The organism is Methanobrevibacter sp. UBA188 (genome assembly GCF_905234905.1).
GTDB lineage: Archaea > Methanobacteriota > Methanobacteria > Methanobacteriales > Methanobacteriaceae > Methanocatella.
This window is the reverse complement of record NZ_CAJOJM010000002.1, coordinates 21,576-44,881: the sequence shown is the minus strand read 5'-3', so window position 1 is coordinate 44,881 and position 23,306 is coordinate 21,576. Positions and strand designations below refer to the sequence as shown.

Annotated in this window: 21 protein-coding genes; 8 read left to right on the top strand and 13 right to left on the bottom strand. The window is 30.7% G+C overall.

All coding sequences use genetic code 11. The features are described from left to right. Window positions 1-13 precede the first annotated feature (13 nt). From QZ143_RS00625 to QZ143_RS00615, 3 genes are all read right to left on the bottom strand, one after another. Window positions 14-1,915, bottom strand: a complete 1,902-nt coding sequence (locus QZ143_RS00625) for an MJ1255/VC2487 family glycosyltransferase (RefSeq protein WP_292880271.1) — start codon at window positions 1,913-1,915, stop codon at window positions 14-16. Window positions 1,916-2,382: 467 nt separating this feature from the next. Next, window positions 2,383-3,273, bottom strand: a complete 891-nt coding sequence (locus QZ143_RS00620; protein WP_292880267.1) for a DMT family transporter — start codon at window positions 3,271-3,273, stop codon at window positions 2,383-2,385. 10 nt (window positions 3,274-3,283) lie between these two features. Then, window positions 3,284-4,411 (bottom strand): hypothetical protein, encoded by a 1,128-nt coding sequence (locus QZ143_RS00615; protein ID WP_292606889.1) that lies wholly within the window; start codon window positions 4,409-4,411, stop codon window positions 3,284-3,286. A gap of 32 nt (window positions 4,412-4,443) precedes the next feature. Here QZ143_RS00615 and QZ143_RS00610 point away from each other — a divergent pair, with 32 nt between their 5' ends. Continuing rightward, window positions 4,444-5,262 carry a sulfite exporter TauE/SafE family protein gene (locus tag QZ143_RS00610; RefSeq protein ID WP_292606892.1) on the top strand — a complete coding sequence of 273 codons (819 nt, stop codon included), beginning with the start codon at window positions 4,444-4,446 and terminating at the stop codon, window positions 5,260-5,262. A gap of 70 nt (window positions 5,263-5,332) precedes the next feature. Beyond that, window positions 5,333-6,622: a TIGR02710 family CRISPR-associated CARF protein gene (locus QZ143_RS00605; protein WP_292880263.1), complete on the top strand. Its 1,290-nt coding sequence runs from the start codon at window positions 5,333-5,335 to the stop codon at window positions 6,620-6,622. A 15-nt stretch (window positions 6,623-6,637) separates the two neighbouring features. Here QZ143_RS00605 and QZ143_RS00600 read toward each other — a convergent pair whose 3' ends face one another. From QZ143_RS00600 to pyrH, 5 genes are read right to left on the bottom strand one after another with little or no spacing between them, the layout of a single operon-like run. Further along, window positions 6,638-7,489 (bottom strand): hypothetical protein, encoded by an 852-nt coding sequence (locus QZ143_RS00600; protein WP_292606898.1) that lies wholly within the window; start codon window positions 7,487-7,489, stop codon window positions 6,638-6,640. Window position 7,490: 1 nt separating this feature from the next. After that, a complete protein-coding gene (locus QZ143_RS00595; protein WP_292606900.1) occupies window positions 7,491-7,814 on the bottom strand; it encodes a heavy metal-binding domain-containing protein in 324 nt (107 codons plus the stop codon). 9 nt (window positions 7,815-7,823) lie between these two features. Continuing rightward, window positions 7,824-8,015 (bottom strand): DUF2116 family Zn-ribbon domain-containing protein, encoded by a 192-nt coding sequence (locus QZ143_RS00590; protein WP_292606902.1) that lies wholly within the window; start codon window positions 8,013-8,015, stop codon window positions 7,824-7,826. Window positions 8,016-8,030: 15 nt separating this feature from the next. Continuing rightward, window positions 8,031-8,819, bottom strand: a complete 789-nt coding sequence (locus tag QZ143_RS00585) for a TatD family hydrolase (RefSeq protein ID WP_292606904.1) — start codon at window positions 8,817-8,819, stop codon at window positions 8,031-8,033. Between the two features lie 8 nt (window positions 8,820-8,827). After that, window positions 8,828-9,505: a UMP kinase gene (pyrH, locus tag QZ143_RS00580; protein ID WP_292880259.1), complete on the bottom strand. Its 678-nt coding sequence runs from the start codon at window positions 9,503-9,505 to the stop codon at window positions 8,828-8,830. Window positions 9,506-9,593: 88 nt separating this feature from the next. Here pyrH and QZ143_RS00575 point away from each other — a divergent pair, with 88 nt between their 5' ends. After that, entirely contained in the window at window positions 9,594-10,286 is a 693-nt protein-coding gene (locus tag QZ143_RS00575; RefSeq protein WP_292880256.1) for a nitroreductase family protein, read from the top strand. Window positions 10,287-10,305: 19 nt separating this feature from the next. Here the strand turns inward: QZ143_RS00575 and QZ143_RS00570 are convergent, their stop codons facing one another. Both QZ143_RS00570 and QZ143_RS00565 read right to left on the bottom strand, forming a co-directional pair. Further along, a complete protein-coding gene (locus QZ143_RS00570) occupies window positions 10,306-10,989 on the bottom strand; it encodes an MIP family channel protein (RefSeq protein WP_292606913.1) in 684 nt (227 codons plus the stop codon). Between the two features lie 56 nt (window positions 10,990-11,045). Continuing rightward, complete coding sequence (locus tag QZ143_RS00565; protein WP_292880253.1) at window positions 11,046-12,176, bottom strand: adhesin; 1,131 nt, start codon at window positions 12,174-12,176, stop codon at window positions 11,046-11,048. Between the two features lie 460 nt (window positions 12,177-12,636). Here QZ143_RS00565 and QZ143_RS00560 point away from each other — a divergent pair, with 460 nt between their 5' ends. The 3 genes from QZ143_RS00560 (at window position 12,637) to QZ143_RS00550 (ending at window position 19,015) form a co-directional block, all read left to right on the top strand. Beyond that, window positions 12,637-13,032 (top strand): hypothetical protein, encoded by a 396-nt coding sequence (locus QZ143_RS00560; protein WP_292880250.1) that lies wholly within the window; start codon window positions 12,637-12,639, stop codon window positions 13,030-13,032. Beyond that, the gene (locus QZ143_RS00555; protein WP_292880247.1) at window positions 12,995-18,307 is read left to right on the top strand and encodes a hypothetical protein; all 5,313 of its coding nucleotides are present in this window, start codon (window positions 12,995-12,997) and stop codon (window positions 18,305-18,307) included. Before QZ143_RS00560 ends, QZ143_RS00555 begins: the two co-directional genes overlap by 38 nt. 267 nt (window positions 18,308-18,574) lie before the next feature. Beyond that, complete coding sequence (locus QZ143_RS00550) at window positions 18,575-19,015, top strand: hypothetical protein (protein ID WP_292606923.1); 441 nt, start codon at window positions 18,575-18,577, stop codon at window positions 19,013-19,015. A gap of 8 nt (window positions 19,016-19,023) precedes the next feature. On the opposite strand, the gene QZ143_RS00545 is transcribed toward QZ143_RS00550, so the two are convergent. Continuing rightward, window positions 19,024-19,605: a ZPR1 zinc finger domain-containing protein gene (locus QZ143_RS00545; protein WP_292606926.1), complete on the bottom strand. Its 582-nt coding sequence runs from the start codon at window positions 19,603-19,605 to the stop codon at window positions 19,024-19,026. Further along, on the bottom strand, window positions 19,598-20,542 hold the full coding sequence (locus QZ143_RS00540; protein WP_292880244.1) for a 3H domain-containing protein: 945 nt from the start codon (window positions 20,540-20,542) through the stop codon (window positions 19,598-19,600). The genes QZ143_RS00545 and QZ143_RS00540 overlap by 8 nt, the downstream gene beginning before the upstream one ends. 186 nt (window positions 20,543-20,728) lie before the next feature. Between QZ143_RS00540 and QZ143_RS00535 the strand changes: the two genes are divergently transcribed. Together QZ143_RS00535 and sepF are read left to right on the top strand one after the other, a co-directional pair. Beyond that, on the top strand, window positions 20,729-21,781 hold the full coding sequence (locus QZ143_RS00535) for a DUF1611 domain-containing protein (RefSeq protein WP_292880241.1): 1,053 nt from the start codon (window positions 20,729-20,731) through the stop codon (window positions 21,779-21,781). Between the two features lie 5 nt (window positions 21,782-21,786). Then, the gene (gene sepF / locus QZ143_RS00530) at window positions 21,787-22,398 is read left to right on the top strand and encodes a cell division protein SepF (RefSeq protein WP_292606777.1); all 612 of its coding nucleotides are present in this window, start codon (window positions 21,787-21,789) and stop codon (window positions 22,396-22,398) included. A gap of 5 nt (window positions 22,399-22,403) precedes the next feature. On the opposite strand, the gene QZ143_RS00525 is transcribed toward sepF, so the two are convergent. Then, complete coding sequence (locus QZ143_RS00525) at window positions 22,404-23,300, bottom strand: TDT family transporter (RefSeq protein ID WP_292880238.1); 897 nt, start codon at window positions 23,298-23,300, stop codon at window positions 22,404-22,406. Between the last annotated feature and the right edge of the window lie 6 nt (window positions 23,301-23,306).

Sequence of the window (23,306 nt, the reverse complement as noted above, 5' to 3'; positions counted from 1 at the left end):
AATCCTTTTTTTATTATTTTCCTAGCGAATATTTTTCAATTCTATATATTAGTTCTCTAATAATTCCATCATTGTTGTAATTTTTAACTTTTGAAAGTCTTTTTTGATATTTTGGAAGTCTGTTTAAGAAGTTTTTGACCATTTTAGCATTCATGATTTCATGATATTCCCCATAACCCAATTTCTGAACATAAAATCCGTTTAATATTTGTTCAAAATTTCCATTGGCCGGAACAGAATAAATAGGTTTTTTAAGATATATTGCTTCGCAGATGAATGTAAAACCACCATTACAAATCACTGCTTTGGATGATGCCAAATCATCATAAAATTCGTCTTCATTAAATTCTTTATAAATTAAATTGCCATCTTTTTCTCTTTTATTAAACCCATATACAATAAATTTTTCATTTTTAAGTGCTTTTAATTTACGAACAAGTTTTTCGCTTTCTCGGCTTGTTTGATAAACAATAACATGATTTCCATCTTTAGGTTCCAATTTCATTATGTCTTCACGGATAATTGGAGGGTAGATAACTGCATTTTTTCTTGGTTTAATTTTAGGATAAAAAAAACTGGTTAAAATATGTATTTTCGGTTTTACAACATAAGTTTTGATAACTCCCTTTGCTTTAAGCATTTCTCCAAAATATTTTTTTGGATAATCAATTTTAGTTTGAGTCATCATATGGATATTGTCCAAACTAATCAGGGGTATGCCTCTGATTTTAGAAATCATTGTAGCATAAATTTCAAAATCAGTAACAATGACGTCCGGTTTTAGTTGAGCTGCTTTTTTATATAAATTCTCATATCCTACCTTAATATTTGTGGGATTTCTTTTAATGGCATCTGAAAGAGTTTTCAGATTATTCACTTTATTGTTAATGTAAACAGTATTGAATCCTCCGATTTCATAGACGTTGTCAAATTTGGAATTCAAGTATTCGTATGCTCTGTCACTTGAAAATAGGTATACATCATATTTTTCCTTAATTTTATCAACAATGACTCCTGTTCTGATAGCATGACCCATTCCTTCACCGCAAACACAGTAAAATACAACTTTTTTTTGTCTTTTACGATGATTTGCTTTTATTCTAGATTGGGCTGTGTTGTATCTTTCAACTGAATTATCATAACGTGATTTAACTGAATTAATTCTTTTTGCGTTTTTTTCAAGTCCTGATAATTCTGATGTAGTAATCTTTTCATGGCCATGGTCAAAGTTATAATCTAGTTCTTCAGCGTCAGTTCTTTTTCCCAGAAAATCATTCACAGTACTTTTACCGTACTGTTTTATTAATGTTGTAATTCCTTCTTCTTCAAGTCTTCTAGTTGAAACACCAATTTTTGCATTTCTTAGTACTTTAAATGGTTCTTTTTTAGCTAATCTTTCAATGTAGTCAGTATCTTCACCAAAAGTTAATGATTCATCGAAACCATTGCATTCATCGTGCAACTCTTTTTTTGCTATAATTCCATAACAACCTGCACCATGTGGTTTGATGTTTTCAACGCCAATCATAAAGTAATTTGCAAAATCGTGGAATAATTTGTCTTCAATTTTATTTGACATTGGAAGCATTTGTGTAATGGCTATTCCAAGTCTTTCCATTTTAAATTCATAAATTACATTTCTCAAATAATCGTCTGTAAGTACCAAATCAGAATCTAGAAAAATTAAATACTCTCCTTTGGCAACTTTAGCACCATTGTTCCTGCCTACTGCTGGAAGACCTCCATCTACTATAACACATCCATATTCCTCTGCAATTTCTCGTGTTCTATCAGTTGAATTAGCATCAGCCACTATTACTTCATAATCACTGAAATTTTGTTTTTTTATGCTTTCTAATAAAACTGGAAGGTATTCTTCCTCGTTATAGGTAGGTATGATAATGCTTAAAATCATACTTTTAAATTTATTTTTTGATTTAATAAATCTTTGTAAAAAAAGTTGTTTTTTTAAGTTTCAAGTGTTTTTTGTTCGTATCTAGAATTTGATTTTTTTCCAAGATAATAATATTTTAACATGAAAATAGAATTTGGGCAAATTCATCTTCAAGTTTAGTGGCTCATTTATATTCATTAAATTTTATAATGATTGTTTAATTTTCATTATTTTGTTTTTTTATTGAATTTTTAATAAATATTTTTGCTAATGTCTGTTTTAATTAAATTATTGTATGAAAAAAAATTCCGAGTAAATCAATATTTTTTACTTTTTTTTAAAGAATTGTTCTTAAAAAGTTTATTTTTTTTATTATAGGTTGTAAACTTTTAAAATAATTAAAAAATAGATTATTGTGGAGTTTTGTTAAAATGTTGGTTGATAATCATTTTACAGTTGAAATGCACCTCTCCCTATTGGTTGTCAAATTAATTTTTCGCATTTTCTTTTTTGCCTATAATCATGATTGATATTATTGTTAATAGAAATCCGCAAAACATTAGAAATGTTGGAACTTCAGAATAGATTAAAAATCCAAAGGTTAATGCAGCGAAAGGTTCTGCTCCGGACATTATGATGGATGATACTCCGGAGTCGATATATTTCAAGCTTACTGTAGAAAGAATATATGGTAGGGCAAATGAAAATGTTGAATGTATAATCAGAAATATGATTGCCCATGTGGGATTAATTGATATGAAACCTGTAATTTGGCTAAAGTTTGTAAATGGAATCAATGCTATTGAAATGAAAACTATAGAATAAATCAGTATTGTGTAAGTGTGATTTCCATTTTCAATCGATTTTTTGGATGCCATTAGATAGATTGCCCAGAATAATCCAGCACCTATTCCCGAAATGATGCCCAGTAATGGAATATCACTTAAATTGCTTTCAAGAACTCCAGTCATTAAGATGCATCCAAAAATTGCCAAAGCCATACAAATTAACTTTTTGGCGGTGATGTTTTCTCTAAATAATATGTATGCTAAAATTAATACATAAATTGGAGCTAATGACAATAGTACTGCTGCTAAAGATAGTGGAACAGTATTCATTGATTCATTGTAACATATATTCAGTCCAACAATACATATTGCACAAAGCAAAAAAAGAGGGATATCCTTTAATTCTATTTTTAATAATTTGGCATCGGTTAAAAAAATAGCAATTAAAAGGGGGATTATAGCAATTGAAAACCTTAAAAAAAGCAATGTGGTTGAATCAATGCCATTTTGAGTTAATGTTCGAACGAAAATGCCACTTGATCCAAACATCAATCCTGCCAATATTGGTAAAATTAGATAGATTTTTTTCATTATATTTAAATTATTTTTGTAATATAAAACTATATCTATTAATTTCAGGGTAATCTTCAAGATAAGAAAAGATATTCCAGGTTACCGTATAATATTCACAAGAATTCTTCAGAGGATGCTTCAAATCATTTATAAGTTCCATTTCATTATAGTTGTGGTCGATATAATATGTGGTCTTATTTGAATCGGTATAATTTTTTTGTTCAATGACTTTTAAATTAATGTCTCCCAAATCAATGTTGTCTGTGGGGTTTACAACGTCTACTGTGTAATAATCGGTTTCAGCACCAGCCACTCCAACGCTCATCCTTAGGATAATTATTCCAACCACTACAAACCAAATTAGAAATCTATTAAATATGTATCTCCATTCTTTAAATCCACGATTCCGGTAAACTGGCTGAATTTCTTCGTTTTTCTCAAGTGAATTTTTATCTCCTAACACGGTGTAAAGAATATAATTCATATAGAATCCATTTCTATATACTAAATATAATCCTAAAATTCCAACCAATGCGGGTGTTCCGAATAATCCTCCATCTATGGCTCCGATAATTAGACAGCTTGAAAAGAAAGCTAAAAGTAAACTTGTAAACCATGGACGATTTCTAATTGCTAAAATTAATGTGACAAATAATGCGGGGATTAACAGAATCACTAAAAAACCAAAACTTGGAACATATGAATATAGGCCAACGCCAGTATTGATGTTACTTTGAACAAAAGGTCCCATAATTTGACTTATAAGGGCTCCAATAATTGACTTTAGTAGGTGGGTATGCAAAATGCTTGTAGAACTCATTGTGTTAGACATAGAACAAAAAACAGTGTTAAGTTTAATTCCCATTTGTTGTCTGAACATGACTTCAAGAGCAATTCCCAAAATTAATAAAAGCCAACCGATTCCCATTGATATCTGAAGGTATTTCTCAGAATCATAATTCTTTTTAATTAATTGGGGTATTATCAAAAACAACCCTAAAAGACCAAAAAAGAGAATGTCCTTTCCTTTTGAGGATCCCATTAAAAATAAGTGTGTAACGGGTCTAATAATTGGATTAAGAATGTCACTTGTAAGGATTATTCCTCCAATCACTATAGATATCAATCCAATTATGATAGTTTTATTAACTTTCATTACAATAATTTAAGTATTAATAGTTTAAATAAATGATGTTCATGTTTCCAATCGAGTATTTCATAGGATTAATTTTAATTGGTATTTGCGCAGGATTTGCATCCGGTCTTTTGGGTGTTGGTGGAGGATTTATTATAGTTCCCCTACAATATTTCTTGTTAAAATACATTGGAGTCGAGCCGGATTTGGCAATGCTTATTTCATTAGCAACTAGTTTGGCAATAATTGTTCCAACATCATTAAGTGGAGCATATAGGCATACTAGGACAATGGATAATATCATTAAGCCAGGATTACGTTTGGGAATCTTTGGAATAATTGGTGGGGTTATAGGTGGATTTGTAGCATCTGGATTGCCATCAAGAATATTGGAAATAATTTTTGGCTGTTTGTTGCTGTTTATAGCAGTCAATAACATAATAAATATTAATAAAGAAAGACAAGATTCAAAAATACCTTTTAATTTGCTTTCAACAGCCATTATAGGGTTGGCTGTAGGATTTTCATCAGGACTTTTAGGTGTTGGTGGGGGAATATTTTTAATAGCTATTCTTACTACTCTTTTAGGATTTTCAATGATTGAAGCTATTGGAACATCATCGATTTTCATTTCATTAACTGCAATTGGCGGATTTTTATCATATGTTGTTTCAGGATGGGGAGTTAATACATTTCCATATTCAATAGGTTATGTAAGCATCATTAATTTTGTTTTAATTACTGCTTTTTCAGTTCCACTAGCATCGGTCGGTGCAAAATTTGCCCATAAAGTTCCCCAAAAGAAACTGAAAATTGTATTTTCAATTTTGGTAATGTATATGGCTTTGAAAATGTTAGGTATTTTACCATAATTTTGCTAATTCCATAAATTTTTTAAAGAAAAATTATAAAATATTTAATTATAATTGTTTTAGTGATAATATGAAAAGAAAAGAAGTTATATTATTTATGATTGTAGGAACTGGAACCGATTCAAACTCTGATGACGGAGGTTTTAAATTACTTGCCCAAAAGTTATATTCCACAATAACTAAAATATATCCCAATAAAGTTGTATTTTTTGCATCTGAAAAATCTAGGGAAACAATCAACTATATTGAAGAGTTATTTGTAAATGATAATGATGAATTCATAGTGGATGATGATTATGAGATTGTTCCTATTGATGCTATTGATGATTTCAACACCTGTTTTGAAACATTCGAATCTAAAATATGGGAATTGGATATGGATATAACCAAGGAATATCAAATTATAATGGATTACACATCCGGAACTAAAACAATGTCTGCAGCTATGGCCTGTTGTGGAATGTTTTATAGTAAGGATTTAATTTCTGTCAGTGGGGACAGAACTAAAGGAGATGTTTCTTTGGGAACAGAAATAATAAACTATCAGAATTTGTATAAAATATATGATAGAATTTCAATAATGAGGGCTAGACGTAATTTCAATTCTAATCGATTTATGCCTTGTATTGATGGTTTAAAACGCATCGTAGATATAACAATTCCTAAAGACTCTTTTCTAAATCTCTGTAAATCCTATTATTACTGGGACAACATGGACTTTGAAAATGCATATTCTTATTTGAAAGAAGTTGATATGAGTTATCGAGAATTTATTGAAGTCAGAGTTAAATTGGAGAAAAATTTAAGGGCTTTAGGTATTATTGTCAATTCAAAGTCATTAAATTTGAAAAATTGTTATGTGCTTGCATGTTTAATTAACAATTCTAAAAGAAAAGCGGCTGAATATAAGTATGATGATGCTATAGCTCGTTTATACAGATCATTTGAACTGATTGCTCAAGTTAAATTGTCAAAGTATAACCTTCAAAGTTCTGATATAGATACTTCAATTCTTTTAGAAAAGAATGTATCTGAAGATTTCATCAATTATCTAGAAAAAATGAGAGAGGACGGCAAAATAAGAATTGGCTTAACTGCTGATTTCCTATTACTTAATGAATTGGGCGATGAGCTTGGTAAATACTATATGGATAATGAAAATAAGATTAGAGATTTGACTCAAAAAAGGAATAATTCCATTTTAGCTCATGGTTTAGATTCACAATCAAAGGAAGACTTTGATAATTTTTTAGGTATTGTTGTTGATTTGGCTTTAAAATTAGATAAGGATATGAAGAAATTCTTAAATGAAACAGAATTCGCTAAATTTGATTTAAAATTAGAATATAATCAATTATAAAATCGGATTATATATTCATAAAATATTAATGCCCACTCCTCTTGCAGTAACTTGGATATTTTCACCGCCTAATCCAATCAAGTTATAGGTCATTGATAGATTTAAAATTCCATTTCCACCATCTTTTTTAATTTTTTCAGCCAGTCTGATTAAGCATTCATCTTTTCCTTCTTTAATGTTTGAAAGAACTTTTTGTTCAGCTTTTTCAGGTTCTAATTTAATAATTCTTCGGTCTTTATCCAGAATAATCTCAGTTTGATAAATTCCCATTATTTCATGTTTTCTAGATTGCATATCGGTACTTGTTATGAAGTAAAAATCCAAATCATTGATTTTTCGATTACTCTCATCTTCATCATAAGTTATAATCAATTCTTCCTCTTCTTCAACATCAGGTCCGTCCCATTTAACATATTGCTGATGTTTAATGGCAGATTGAATTTTCCTTTCATATTTTTTGATTGTTTTTATGAAATTTGAAAGAATTCCCCCAACAACAACCAAAAGGATATAATTGATTAATGTTGGGAATGCTGCTTGGAGAATAACTAATACTGATCCTATAGTTATGAGATTCCATCCCAATGTTGGATTTTTCAAAATAAAACTGTAAAAAGTAGTATCAATAAAAAGAATGAAAGCACTTATTGCTCCAATATCTTCACCAAGGATTCTATTTGCCAAAATGGTTTCAGCATAACCTGCTGCTAACGGTGCAAAAATTAAACCTAAATTCCATCCGTATATATCAATGTGAAAATATAAAAAGATTCCATAAACAATAAGCCCTATTCCTGTACCAAAACTGATACAAAGCACTGCTTTTAGCTTTTCGTTTTTAGTAAGGTCTTTTCTATTAAGTTCCATGTTATTCGTATTTTATTGCAGTACCATAAGCTGTAACAAGAATGGTGTTTCCCATGGTACCGCCAAGATTATCATAAGAAATTTTAAGTCCAATAATTGCATTTGCACCTAAACTTTCAGCTTTTTCAGTCATACTGTTTAAGGAAATATCCCGTGCTTTTTGGATTTCTTCTTCATATCTGGATGTTCTCCCACCTACAACATCACGAACACCTGAAAATAAATCCTTATAAATATTGGAACCAATTAATGACTCTCCAGTAACTAATCCTTTATATTCTATAACTGTTTTATTTTCAAGGGTATTTGAGGATGTTAAAATCATATTTATCACTTATTTCATAAATGTTAAATATGCCCAAATTATTAAGAATATTGCAATAACGACATATAATATTATCTGGGATCTTTTTCTTTGATTTAATCTTGCATCCCAAACTTTTTGACAATCTGGTGAGCATACAAGTTCGTTTAAAGGTATTGGTGTCCCACAAATAGGACAATGTTTATGAGGTTCTACTGCCATTTTTTCATCTCCATTTTATATTTTAAAAAATTCTTTTGTATTTTTAGTAACTTGAACTGCGAGTTCTTCTGCATCAAGGCCCATGCAAAGTGCAATTGTTTCGAGGATATGTGGTAAATATTTCGGTTCGTTTCTATTTTTTTTAGGTTTTTTATCAAAGTTTTTAGGTATTAAAAATGGTGCATCAGTTTCAATCATTAATTTTTCGGGAGGAATAACACTCACTGCCTCTTGCAGGTCTCTTCCTCTTTTCATGTCACAAATCCATCCAGTAACACCTATGCTACAACCTAAATCAATGTAATTTTGTGCTTCTTGTTTTGTTCCTGTAAAACAATGGACAACTGCTTTTTCGACAACATCGTCATGCCTTTTTAATATATCATATAAATCTTTATGTGCTTCTCTTTCATGTAAAAATAAAGGCATGTCTAATTTTTCAGCTAATTCAACTTGTGCTTCGAACCATTTTCTTTGCAAATCCTGTGGTGAAAAATTTCTATTGTAATCAAGACCACATTCTCCGATGGCCACAACACTTTTGCTTTTAGCTATTTTTTCTAATTCATTGATAGTATGTCCATTGCAAGTCTTTGCATCATGAGGATGAACTCCTGATGTTGAAAATAATGTTCCAGGAAATTTTGAAACATATTCTGCAGCCATATGGCTTGAATGTACATTGGTTCCAGTAATGATAAACTGGGTGACTCCAACTTTTTTGGCTTCTTCGATTATTTCCAATCTGTCCTTTTTAAAAGAGGAGTGCATTAGGTTTAAACCAATATCAATGAGATTTTCCACTTAATCACCTATTCATTTATTACTTTAGTACCGATTTCTTCGCCATTCACTGCTTTAATTAAGTTTTCAGGTTCAAAACCATTGGTAATAACAGTTTCTAAATTGGATCTTTTAATCATTTGAACAGCTGTGGTGTCAAAGAATTCGTAAGTTCCTGCTTTAACATCTTTGCCACTTAAAAATTCAAGCAAATCAGTTGCTGAAATTTCAGGAACAAGTTCGGCGTCATCAAATTTGTTAGGGTCTTTGGTATACATTCCATCGACTGAAGTAAGATTAATTAACTTGTCTGCATTAATGTATTCTGCAAGAATTGCAGATACTGCATCGGTACTGTGAGCAGGTTCGGTTCCACCCATAACAATAATTTTTCCACTTGCTGAGAATTCCAAAGCTTCTTGGAAGTTATGGGGAACTCTTTGATATGCTGCATCTCCAAGTGCAGACAATAATAGTTTTGCATTAATTCTTGTAACTTCTATTCCGATATCATCACATTGTGCTTCACCGGCACCTAAATCACGAACTACTCCGATGTATTCTCTTGCAGGCTTTCCACCACCAACAACGACGAATAATTCATGTTCTTTAGATAAATCCTTTAATATAGCACTGTACTCTTGGAATTTTTTACAATCATATTCTTTAAGTAATATTGATCCTCCAATTGCAATAACAATTTTCATAAATTCACCTTATTTATAATGTATCAATTCAATATTATTTAAATTTTATATTGTTTTAATTATAAAGTTCTATATAAGGTGATTTTCAATGAATTTAGTCAATCAGATATATCTTAGGAAATCTTGTCGCAAGTATGTTGATGAAGCCATTGATATGGGACCTATTCATGACTTCATATCCAATGTTAAGCCATTAAATGAGAAAATCGATTACAGGTATGAAATTCTTAAAAAAGATGAACTCAACATTAAGACTCGTTGGAAAGCACCATATTACTTGACATTATATTCCGAGAAAAAGGAAAATTATCTTGAAAATATTGGTTTTGTTTTTCAGCAGGTTTCTCTTTTTTTACAGAGTATTGATATTGGGAGTTGCTGGGTTGGAATGGCATCAGTTAAGAAGAAAGATCCTAATTTCATAATTGCAATTGCATTCGGAAAGTCTAATGACAAATCAAGGGAAGTTAATTCCTTCAAAAGAAAAAAATTATCCAAAATCAGTGACAACGCTGATGATAAATTGGAACCTGCGCGATTAGCGCCGTCAGCTATCAATTCGCAACCTTGGTACTTTAAACATACTGAGGATGGATTTGACGTATATCAAATCAGACAGAATATATTAAAGCGTCAAGTTCTTAAAAAGTGGAATCCTATTGATGTGGGAATCGCATTGGCTCATATGTATGTTGCTAATGAAAAAACATTTGATTTTAAAATAAAAACTGATTTTGAAGAGATTAAGGGTTGTACGTATACTGGAAGTATTAAAATATAAAATAAAAAAAGTTAGAGGATTAAGCATCCTCTGAAATTAAACCTTTGTATAGTAATCCTGCAATTACTGCACCAACTATAGGTGCTAAAATAAATACCCATACTTGTTGGAGAGCTTGACCGCCCATGAATAATGCAGGAGCTAAACTACGTGCAGGGTTAACTGAAGTACCAGTTAATGGAATTCCCATGATATGTACAAATGCTAATGTTAAACCTATTACAATACCTGCAATAGTGGCATTTTCCACTTTTTTGGTAACGCCAAGAACGGTGAATACAAATACAAAAGTTAAGATAATTTCTACAATAATTGCACCTACGACATTAAGGCCAACACTTGATGCCATTCCAAATCCGTTTTGACCTAATCCTGTTGTAGCATATCCTCCAAGGTATGCTGATGAGTTAATAATAGCTGCAAGAAGTGCAATACCAATAATTGCACCAATACATTGGAATACAATGTACATTATTAAGTCTTTTGCTTCCATTCTGCCATCTATCCACATACCTATTGAAACAGCTGGATTGATGTGGCATCCTGATATGTCGCCAATTACGTATGCCATTGCTACAATTGATAATCCAAATGCCATTGCAATACCAAGATTTCCTAAAACTGAACCTGCAATTGCTGCACTTCCACATCCAAATAATACAAGAACCATTGTTCCGATTAATTCTGCTATATATCTTTTCATAATTTTTCCCTCTATTTTTTTTAAAATGTAAATTTTGTTTTTTATGATATTAAAAATTATCTTCTTATTCGTTTATAAACTAAATACGCAAGGAATAATATGAATAATACTAATATGAATGGGAATACATCCAGTAAGAATGAACTATTTACTTTTTCAAACTGATATTCATTTTCAAAGCCCATATGTGCACTGTCTGTATGATTTTGAGTTATTTTTGCGAAGTTATATAATAAATCATAATAACTGATTTGTGCACCTTCATATTCAATTGAGTCAGGGGCTTGACCATGTTCGTCCATATAATTTCTAACTATTCCTCCCATTTTGAAATAATCAGAAATTGAATATGATCCTTTTGCAAATATTGAAACGCCCATTGGATTTTCAGGCTCTTTGAAAGTTTTTGGAATATCTAATCCATTACCATTTAAATAGGAACTGGTTTGATATAATAATTGTGGGGCAGTGTATGCTCCGAAGGTCCCATTAAACTCTTTATCACCACTATTCAATAATTCTTTGCTTGCATTTGCCATTCCTGCAGGGCTAATTTTATTTTTAACAACCAGATCCTCGCTGAATACTTTTGTATCATTATCATGGGTATTGATGATGCCAACAATTTCTTGAGCAATCTGTTTAGCCATTTCATCATCATAATTGTCTAAAATGCCGTTTTTGTATTTGTCTGGGAATTCTTTTGCAGGTTGTACATAAAATATTCCTGAATTTCTAAGAAGTGTTCCAGGGTCATGCACTCCAGCAATAGTTTCATTGGTATAATTGTCATCCCATGCTCTTCTGAGGTAGTTTGAAGAGTTATCTAAGTCATAATCTCCTATATTGACAAAAACAATTTGTTTATTGGAATGTGCACTATAATTTGCTAATTGTATATAATTTCCAGCATCTGATGCAGCTAAATCTATGCTTGCATCACTTGTTACTTCAATCGACCGATAACCTTCTCCGGCAGCTGGGGCTTGATTATCAATTACAACTTGAAGTTCTCCACCGCTAAGTTCCTGTACGTAGTTTTTAATGGCTGTTATTAATCCTACATCGAAATCATGATCAACAATATTGTCTGTTGTGATAAAAACAGTTTTAGTTGCAGTTACATCTTGTATAACTGGTGCAATTAATAGTAATGCCATTATTAATATTGCGATTTTTTTCCTCATGTCTCTTACCTTAACTTTTATTATACTTTTATTTCTCTTTCATAGATAAAATATTTTTTTTATTTCACTTTATGTTTTTTATTTTTGAATGGCATATTTTTTTAAAATAAGAAATTGCTATCGTTTTTTAGAAAAAATTTAAATAAATTGAAGTTTAATAATGATTTTGAGGATTTAAAGGAGGTTATCTTTTATTTTAAGGTAAATTTAGCAAGATTTTAAAAAAGTTTATTTTACTTTGTAAAATTATTATGGTTCTAAACTTTGGGCAAATGTTTATAAAAAAATATTTGTGTTAGGGGGCTAATGAATAGTTTTTCTAATGATTTTGGAACTGTTTTAAATTTTATAATGATGGGACATTCTTTTTAGGATTTTAATTAAGGTAAAAAGTTTAATTGCTAATTAATAGCTTTTGTTAATTAATGGTATTTGTCATCGTCCTCGCTTAGGTGATAAAATGTTGAAAAAAACTCAAAAGATAGCAATTAGCAAAAATTTCTTAATTTCGATGCTATTTGTTTGTTTAGTATTTGCAGCATTTGGATTAAATATGGACAATTCATATGCTGTTGAATTAAATGAAAATAGTAGTGAAATGGAAATTGGTTTAGATGTTGAAGATACGCTAGAAAATTCTCAAAATGAACTGTTAAGTTTGGACAATAATCAAAAAGATGAAATTTTAACTGCTAAAACATATACATTGAATGGCGGTAGTTTTAGTGATATTCAAGAGGTGATCAATAAGGCAAGCGCTGATGATAAAATTATTTTAAAAGGTAGTTTCGTATCTAAAAATGACAATGATGGTATTTATGATAACATCATCGTCTTCAGCCACTCTCAATGGTAAAAATTCGGTAGGGATTTTTTCGATTAAAAGTGCGGCTGCAGGCACTGTTATCAGCAATCTAAAATTTATTAATGGTAATCGTAGTAGAGGTGGGGGAATATATATTGAAGGCAATAATGTTGTAATCGATAATTGTATTTTTGAAAATAACCATGCTTCTACAGGTGGTGCAGGAGTAAGTAGTAGGTATAATTCATCATTTGCGGTAAATACGGTTGTTAAAAATTGTAAATTTAGTTCAAATACTGCAAATATAGCAGGAGGTGCTTTAGGGTTATTTGGAAAGAATTCAAAAGTAATTAATTGTTTGTTTACATCTAATCGGGTTATTGATACTGTTGGAAGTGATTGTTATGGGGGTGCGATTCAAATAGGTATGGATGAGCCAAATTGTAATGGACTTGTTTCAAATTGTAATTTCACCAACAATTATGTAACTTCTAAAGGTGGTCATACTCATGGTGGTGCAGGATGCATCCGTAATGGTGTAGAATATAGAGGATGCATATTTATTAACAATTCTGCTGATGAGGGTGGAGCGTTAACATATCATGCATCTGGGAAATTGAATGATTGTATTTTCATATCCAACAAGGCTTCAGAATATGGAGGAGCCTTATCTACAGGTCTTGGTTTTTATCCTTCAATGAATTTAAAAATTAATGATTGTACATTTATTGAAAATGAAGCCCCATTGGGTGGCGCAGTTCAATTATGTGGATTTAATATCGAATTCGATAATTGTAAATTCAATGATAATTATGCATCAACATATGGTGGCGCATTGAATATGGAAGCTACTACAGTCACATTAAAAAATTCATTTTTAAATGGTAATATTGCTGAAATTGATGGTGGTGCAGTATTTACCAAAGGAAAAAATACATTCATTGTTAATTCTTCATTTAGGAATAATAGTGCAATTCCGGATAAAGATAAATACAATGAAGGTTTAGGTGGTGCAATCTATGTAAACAGTACCAACACAAACATTGAAAATAATGAGTTTTACTATAATACTGCAAGAAATGGTAGTGCCGTTTACTTGGATAAATTCAGTGAAAAATCAATATTTGTCAATAATACTATGTATCAGAATCAGGCATGGGTTTATGCATTGCCAATTTTTGCCAATGATATTTATTATGGAGATAGTGAAGAAATCAAATCTATCATTCATGGTGGAAATAATATTGCAAAATATAATAATTTGGCTGTTTCAAATGCAATCTACAATGCTGCAAGCTATTCTAAAATCAAAATTGATAATGAAAATCCGATTAATGGTGCAACAAATGATGGGAGATTATATCAGGATGACCGTGAATATAACATGGAAATAGAATTGACTGTAGAAAAAGATGACGGCACTGTTGTTTACAATAAGACATTGAATTCTAATTATTTAGGTGAAGTTTCAGATGAATTAAACAATTTACAACCTGGAAAATACTATGTAACTGCAAAACACTTTGAAGATACCTATTATAAAGCAATAACCAATAGGACAACTTTCACAGTTTCTCCTAAGATAGACAGCAGAATAGAGAAATCCTCTAATTCAGATAATTATAACTTTGAAGATGTTGTTGTCTGGACATTAAACATTACAAATGCAGGTCCAAATAAAGCAACCGGCGTTGTGGTAACTGATATTTTGCCTGAAGGATTAATTTATATCCGTGATGACAGTGGTGGAAAATATGATCCTGCAACAGGTATATTGAATATTGGTGAATTGGATGTTGGTGAGCAAAAGATTGTTAATATTTTTGCCATAATTAATAAAACTGGTGAAATAGTTAATAAAGCTAATGTGACTTCTAAAGAGTTTGACATTAATTTAACTAACAATCATGATCAATCTAGCATTATTGTTCCTCCAACATCTGATTTGGAAGTAAAAAAGATGGTTAACAATTCACTTCCAGATTATAATGATTTGGTGGAATGGACTATTGTCGTTAAAAATAATGGTCCGGATACTGCACATGGCGTTGTGGCAAAAGATATTCTTCCTAAATCTTTGATTTGGATTAGCAACGATAGAAATTATGACCATATCACTGGAATATGGAACATTGGTACTCTTAATGTTAATCAGGAATCTAGATTAAAAATCATTTGTCGTGTAAATGCAACAGGAGTAATTACAAACAATGTTTCAGTTTCCGGTCAGGAAGTTGATTATGATTTGAGTAATAATAATGATTCTGGAATAATTAAAGTTTCTCCGGCTTCTGATTTGGCTATTGTTAAACATGTTAATGTGTCTCAGGCTAATTTCAATGATTTGGTTAGATGGAGGTTGATTGTTTCTAATAATGGTCCTGATGTTGCAACTGGAGTTGTTGTGACTGATGTCTTGCCTGATGGCTTTGTTTATGTTGATTCTGTTTTGGAGAAAGGTAGTTATTCCAATGGAGTTATTAACATCGATAAACTTGCTGTTGGTGAGAGTGTTATTTTGGAAATAATCTGTAAAGTTGAAAATACTGGCCGTTTTGTCAATATTGCTAATGTTACTGGAAACGAATTTGATCATGATTTGTCCAATAACCGTGCTAATGCATCGGTATTAATCAATCCTGCTTGTGATATGGAGGTTGTAAAAACTGTAAATGAAAGTAATCCGAACTATAGGGACTGTGTGACTTGGAGTATTGTTGTTAGAAATAATGGTCTTGATGTCGCTCATGATATTGTTGTGAATGATGTCCTTCCTAAATCCTTGATTTGGGTTGCTGATAATGGCAGTGGTAAATTTAACCCTAAAACTGGTATTTGGACAATAAATAAATTAAATCCTGATGAGGATATTCAATTGGATATTATTACTATGGTTAATCAGACTGGTACTGTCGAAAATAATGTTTCTGTTAGTGCTCGTGAGTTTGATTATGATTTGAGTAATAATAATGATTCTGAAATAATTGATGTTTCTCCGGCTTCTGATTTGGCTATTGTTAAGCAGGTTAATGTGTCTCAGGCTAATTTCAATGATTTGGTTAGATGGAAGTTGTCTGTTTCTAATAATGGTCCTGATGTTGCAACTGGTGTTGTGGTGACTGATGTCTTGCCTGATGGTTTTGTTTATGTTGATTCTGTTTTGGAGAAAGGTAGTTATTCCGATGGAGTTATTAACATTGGTAGGCTTGCTGTTGGTGAGAGTGTTATTTTGGAAATAATTTGTAAAGTTGAAAATACTGGCCGTTTTGTCAATATTGCTAATGTTACTGGAAATGAATTTGATTATGATTTGTCCAATAATCGTGCTAATGCTTCTGTATTGATCAATCCTGCTTGTGATATGGAGGTTGAAAAAACTGTAAATGAAAGCAATCCGAACTATAGGGATAATGTGACTTGGAGTATTGTTGTTAGAAATAATGGTCCTGATGTTGCTCATGATGTTATTGTGAATGATGTTCTTCCAGGTTCACTTATTTGGATTAGTGATGACAGTAATGGTAAATACAATCCTAGAACTGGTATTTGGACAATAGCTCAATTAAATTGTGGTGTAGAAATTCGTTTAAACATTGTTGCTATGGTAAATGGAACTGGTATTACACAAAATAATGTTTCAGTTACTGCTCGTGAGTTTGATTATGATTTAAGCAATAATAATGCTTCAGAGATTGTTGAAGTTAATAAAACTGCTGATGTATCAATTGTAAAAATTGTTGATGATTCAAATCCCTTATATGGTAATTTAATTACATGGACTTTAATTGCCAAAAATAATGGTCCTGATAAAGCCACATCTGTAGCTGTAGAAGATATTCTGCCTAAAGGATTGATATTGGTTGATGTGGTGACAACCAAAGGATTTTATGATAAAGGTGTTTGGTATTTGTGTTGTTTGGAAAATGGTGAAGAGGAGTCATTAGATATTATTTGCGAAGTCAATACAACAGGAAATATTACTAATTATGCTTCAATCACTGCTGAAGAGGATGATCCAAATATTCACAATAACGTTGACAATGAAACAATTGATGTTCCATTGACTGTTGATTTGGAGGTTGTCAAACAAGTATCAAACAAAAACCCTTATTATGGTGAAAATATTATCTGGTTCATTTCCATTAAAAATAATGGTCCTGATAATGCAACAAATGTTGTTTTGAATGATTTATTGGATGAAAATTTAATCTATAATTATTATACAGCATCTGTTGGACAATTCATAGGAAATAACTGGGTCATTGAACAATTGAATAGTAAAGAAACTGCATATTTAAACATCTCATGTATGGTTAATGGACTTGGCATCATTTATAATCATGCATCTGCTAATTGCAGTGAATATGATTTGAATATGTCTAATAATAATGATTCAGAGTTCATTGATGCTTTGCCTGTAGCAGATTTATCTGTAATAAAAATTGTCAATGTATCAAATCCGAATTATGGTGAATTTATAAAATGGACTGTAATAGTTTCAAATAATGGTCCTAATAATGCAAGTGGGGTCATTGTTAGAGATACAATGCCAAAAGGCATAACTTTAATTAAAGCCAGTGATTTTATTTATTCTGATGGAACTTGGTATGTTGGTGATTTGGTTGTAGGTGAAGTTAGGGAATTGGATATGATTTGTAAAGTTTCAGCCACTGGAACTTTCACAAACTTTGCAAGCGTTCAAGGTAACGAATTTGATCCTGATGTAGACAATAATAATGCTAATGAGTCAATTTTTGTTAATCCTGCTTGTGATTTGATAATAACAAAAACAGCCTCTAAATACTATTATAAATTAGGGGATATTATTACATATTCAATTAAATTAACCAACAATGGTCCGGATGATGCTAGAAAAATTGAAGTTAATGATGTTCATGATGATTCTTTAGTTTTGAAATCTTTTAAAGCTTCAAAAGGAAGTTTCAATAAATTAACTCAAACTTGGTCAATTAATAAATTGGCTGCTGGTGAATCTGCTGAATTATTGGTTGATGCTATAGCAACAGGTAAAGGAATTGTTAAAAATATTGTTTCAGCAACTAGTGAGACATTTGATTATAATTTGGACAATAATGAAGATGTTGAAATAGTTAACGTCACTGAAAATGATGAAATTCCTAAAAAACCTGTTAATAAAACTCCTAACACTACTAATAATGATGAAATTGTTAAAAATAGTGAAATCAGTGTAAATAACTTTAGTTTACTTGAAAGTAATGTGGCTGGAAATCCATTTGTATTTTTAGTACTTTCAATAGTGTTTTTACTTATGATTGTAGGTAACAATTTCTCAAAGAAAAGGTAATTTAAAGTAGCTTTAATGCTACTATTTTTTATTTTTTTCAAACGATTTTTCAAAATTTTGCAACTATTAAAATTATTAATTTTCCCTATAATTATTTTATAACTTGCTCTATAAAATAGCCAAATACTGCTTCATTTTTCTAATTAAAACAATACATTTATATAAAACTTCTGACAAATATTTGTTTAGATATTGATGTATTGATGATTTTTTTTAAAAAATCGCATATATCTTCAATATTTTTAATTAATCAAACGAGGTGTAATTGTGTCTGAAGAAGAAATGATTGAAGAAACTTCCGAAGAATATATTGAAGAAGATGATGAAAAATTACCTTTCGCTAAAGCTGAAGTTGTTCGTTTAATGAAAGAAAATTTGGATGACGACAAAATGATTAGGGAAAGAGTAAAAGTTGAAATGAACAAGTTCTTAGGCGATGTTTTAAAAAATGTATGTAAACAATTAAATGATTACCCATATACTACAATTGAATACGAAATGCTTAAGGAATCTACTTACCCTTACACTAATATCGAAAGGATTAATCAAGAAAAAGAAAGAATTTTATTACATTTAGAAGCTATCAAAGCAGATTGTAATGCATTAGCTATGGATGTTCAAAAAACTTTAAAATTAAAAGATGTTGTAGAAGAAGATTCATTTACTGATTTCTCAGCAAATGAAGATGAAGAACTTGAAGAAGAATAATCTTCTTCTTATTTATCTTCGATATGGCTAAAACCTGTTTTTAAATTATGCAATTCCTCTTCGGGAATTTCTAAAACTTTCACATTTTCACTTACGATATTGCTCTGTCCGAATGGATCTAGAATAATTAATGTTGCAGTTCCGTTTCCTTTTTTTAACTCCTGAATATGAGTCAAAGTATTCTTTGCATTGTTTTGTGATTCTTCATCATCAAATAAATTCAATGCCTTTTTAACTGCACTTTCAAAACGTGTCAGCATTCCTTCAATATTTGTTACATATCCTTCTGATTTTGGCCCAGGTTCTACTTTAACGCCAACTTCGGGTATGGAAACTGTTGCAGATTGTGATCTTACAACTCTGGTTGATAATGTGTTTTTATTTATTTCAATAACATATTTTGCAGGGTCATTTTGCTCTAAAGCTATGATGTCACTATGTTTAAATCCGCAGGATGGGCATTGTATTGTTGTTTCTAAAACTTTGCCAAAATGAGGTATTTCAATCTCTTTCATAATTGATTTGGCGACTCCTTCAATACCGCATGCAGGACATTTAATAATCATTTCATTAAGTTCTTCTTCATTCATTTAAAACATATCCTTTTGATTCTAATTCTTTTATAATTTTTTCTATTTTTTCCGGATTTGAAGCACAAATTACTGTATTTCTATAATCTGACAAATCATATAATTTACTTAAATATTCCTTTTTATCTTTATTTTCATTGATATTTTTGATAAATCTCATTGAAGATTTTGCATCTGAAATATTTATGTTTCTAACAAGAGGCTCTTTAAATCCAGTAATGTTGTAGGTAATCTTTTCAATGGAGCCGTTGTTTTCATTGATAATGATATTTATAACATCTTCCAGTTCATCAACACTATTGGTTAATTTTATTGTGGTGCATGCTTTATTTATCACTGATAGGATGCTGTCCATAGATTTTTCAATTGTTTCAGTATTGATAACAACAACATCGTTTTTTTCTGCCTGTTCTAATAGGTGGTCATGAATAATTCTGTTTTCTTTGAAGTAATCTAATTGTTTTCCACCACGATGAATTTGAACTGCTCTTTTAACGAATCTCTCTTTGTGGGAGTCTTCATCAGAACTCAATACAAAGAAGTATATGTTCGCAAATTCCTTAAATTGTTCAATATCTATTAATCCAGGTACTAAATGCACTCCTTCAATAACAATATCATCATAATCGGTAATAGCTCTTTGTATTATTTTTTCAAGTGCTGGAATCACATATGATGCATGTTCATCAAATCCTGCAGATACTAAATCCTCATAATTTTCAAAGCGGGCTTTATTTCTTAGATTCTTATATGCATCATAAGATGAGCTGTGAAGTGCAGGAGCATATTCTTTTCCTATAATTCCACGAACAACAGCTCTAATGAAATCGCTTTCGATTAAATGCTTGATATTTAATTGTTTGGCCAATTCAGCAGCTATTGTTGATTTTCCAATTCCTGATGCACTTCCAATTAAAATAACATAAGGTTTTCTCATCCAACTTTCTCCTTAATTTTTTTTAGTAATACTATATTTATTAATTATTCTTCTTAAAACATTTACATTTATTAATATGAAAAATTATATTTAATAATATAATATTATTTTTATGATTTTTTCAAAAATAGTAGGATAATAAATTACAGGGATAATTATAAATTATAAGTTATAGGGGTGAAATTGTTGTATTCAGTAAAATCAGTTAAAGAAATTCAAGATTTAAATCCATTCGTTGTTGTTGGTTGTGGGGGTGGAGGAGAGAAATTCTCCAATCTCGAAGGAGTAAACGCAATTGGATTCATTGATGATAATGTTAAAAAGCAAGGAAAAGAATTTTGCGGGCATATTGTTTCAGGAAGTCTTGATGAATGTTTAAAACAAGCGCCTGATGCAAAATCTCTTGTGATAATGTTGCCAATTGGTGCTGAAGGTTCAGCTTTAAAATATGCTGTTCAAGCTATCGATGCGGGATTGAATGTAATAACTTCATTTAGATCTTTATCAGTAAGTGATAATGCATCTTTAAAGAAATTTGCTGATTCAAAAAATGTTGTTATAAAGGAAATCGGTCCTAGATTGGATGTTGTTGAAAAGATAGCTGGCATTGCTCCTGAAAAATCTTGTGAAGTTTTACCAAAAATTTCCTATACTCCTAAGGCTCCAGTTATTTTTGTTGGAGGAACCTCTCAAGAGTGTGGAAAAAGAACTACTACTAAACAATTAGGCATATCTTGTATTGAAAGAAATTTAAATCCTGCAATAATTTCAACTGATGAAATGGGATTGGAAGAACCGACTGATTTTAATTTTAGAGCTGGAAGTTTATCTGCAATGGATGTTCCAGCAGCTGTATTATCTGCAATTAAATATGTTGAAGAACATAAAAACCCTGATATTATTTTTATCGAAGGACAATCCAGCTTAACTGAAGATGGAAATCCTCATCCAAGAGGATTGTCAGCAGCAATATTGATTGGATGTGCTCCTGATGCAGTCATTGTGGGTCATAGACCAAATCACCCTTATAGGGAACCTAAAGGTATTGAAGAAGAAATAAGGGCTATTGAAGCTGTTGAACCAACAAAAGTTGTTGGATTATCAATCAATCTTAAAAATGCTGATGAAGGTATGACACTTGATTCATTTGAATCTGAATATGGATTACCTGCTGAAGATGTTTATAATAATGGGGCTTCTAAACTATTAGATGCTATTTTTGAATACTTAGAGGAGTAGTTAAAATGGGGTTTACAGACAATTTAAAAAGAAGTTTGGGATTTGAAGAAACAGAATCATCTGAAAAAAAAGAACAAGAAGGTACTAGCCTCACTGATGTATTTCGCGAATTTGGTGCAACAATAAAATCTGAGGTTACTAATTTTCAAGGTACCTCAAACAATCATCCTCAGGATGAGGTTCATGTACAAGATCATGACTCTAATGTAAACCATAATCCTCATCAAAGTTATAATCCTAATAGGAATTATAATCCTAACCCTAATCCAAGTTATAATTCTTATCAAGATGTGATGCCTCAATCCGCACCTGTATATGATGACTTTGATTATGTAATCACTCCTGAACAATCATTTTATGAGATTGCTCTTATCAGGCCAAAATCAATTGATGATGTTAACTATGTTGTAGATCAGGTTGTTGAAGAAAAAAATCCTGTGATTTTAGATTTGTCTTTCTTGGAAAAAGAAAGTCCTGCTAATTTTAGGCTTGCGGGGGATAAAATTAAAAAAATGAGGCAAAGATATGGTGCTCAAGCATTATTGCTTGCACGTTCTGAAAATAAAAATTTAATCATTATTTCTCCTAAAAAAGTTAAATTGGTTAATAAAAATTAAGTAGATTAATTTCTACTTAAAAATTTCATATATCTTATTAATACATATAATACAATAGCAGTAGCTATGACTGTTTCTATACTTAAAACACTATTTAAGATGATATTTGAACCTATTTTTGATATGACTCCTTTTGTTGCAAGTCCGCTGATAACGAATGGGAAAGTAAATGCGGCAAAGCTTGGATAAAATTCCAGATTTCTATATTCTATTAATTTTGTTAGTGCAAAAATATAAAATATGCATGCAAATATGTACATTATCATTAAAAATTCAATAGATATGTCATTATATGAATTTAAGTAACCTACAATCAATATGCTTAAAACTGCTGTAAAAATGCAAATTAATGGCTTATTGGCATTTGGAATATCTTTATAATTTATATATCTGTATATTACAAGAGGGAATGTGAAAATCATTCCTATAAATCCAACCAAAAAGAAAATAAAACCTATTTCATCAAGATTGTGGGCATGTGCAGTAATCGCTCCCATCGTGATTCCTACAAACACTATCCAGTAGCTGGGATAGACTGTTGAAATATTGAAATTACGAATAATAAAATGATGGGTAAAGTAAACAATTAGCAAAATATGCAAGGCTACACCCAATATCCAAATACCATATGCAATACTCGGCATAAATGGTGAGATGTATGTAGATAAAATCATCAAACTCATCGAAAATGTACCGGAATTACTTGCAATAATTGGATTTTTGAAATCCTCTTTAATCTTTTTGGGATATAATAATAGTTTGGATAAAATTAAAATTAATAATACGATACCTATTATACCACAAATTACCTTTAAAAGGGGATGAGTATCATTTAGGAGATTTCCAAGTGAAAGAAATGCCAAAATCAATCCGCAAATTGGAATAGGTATCTTTTCAATCATATTATA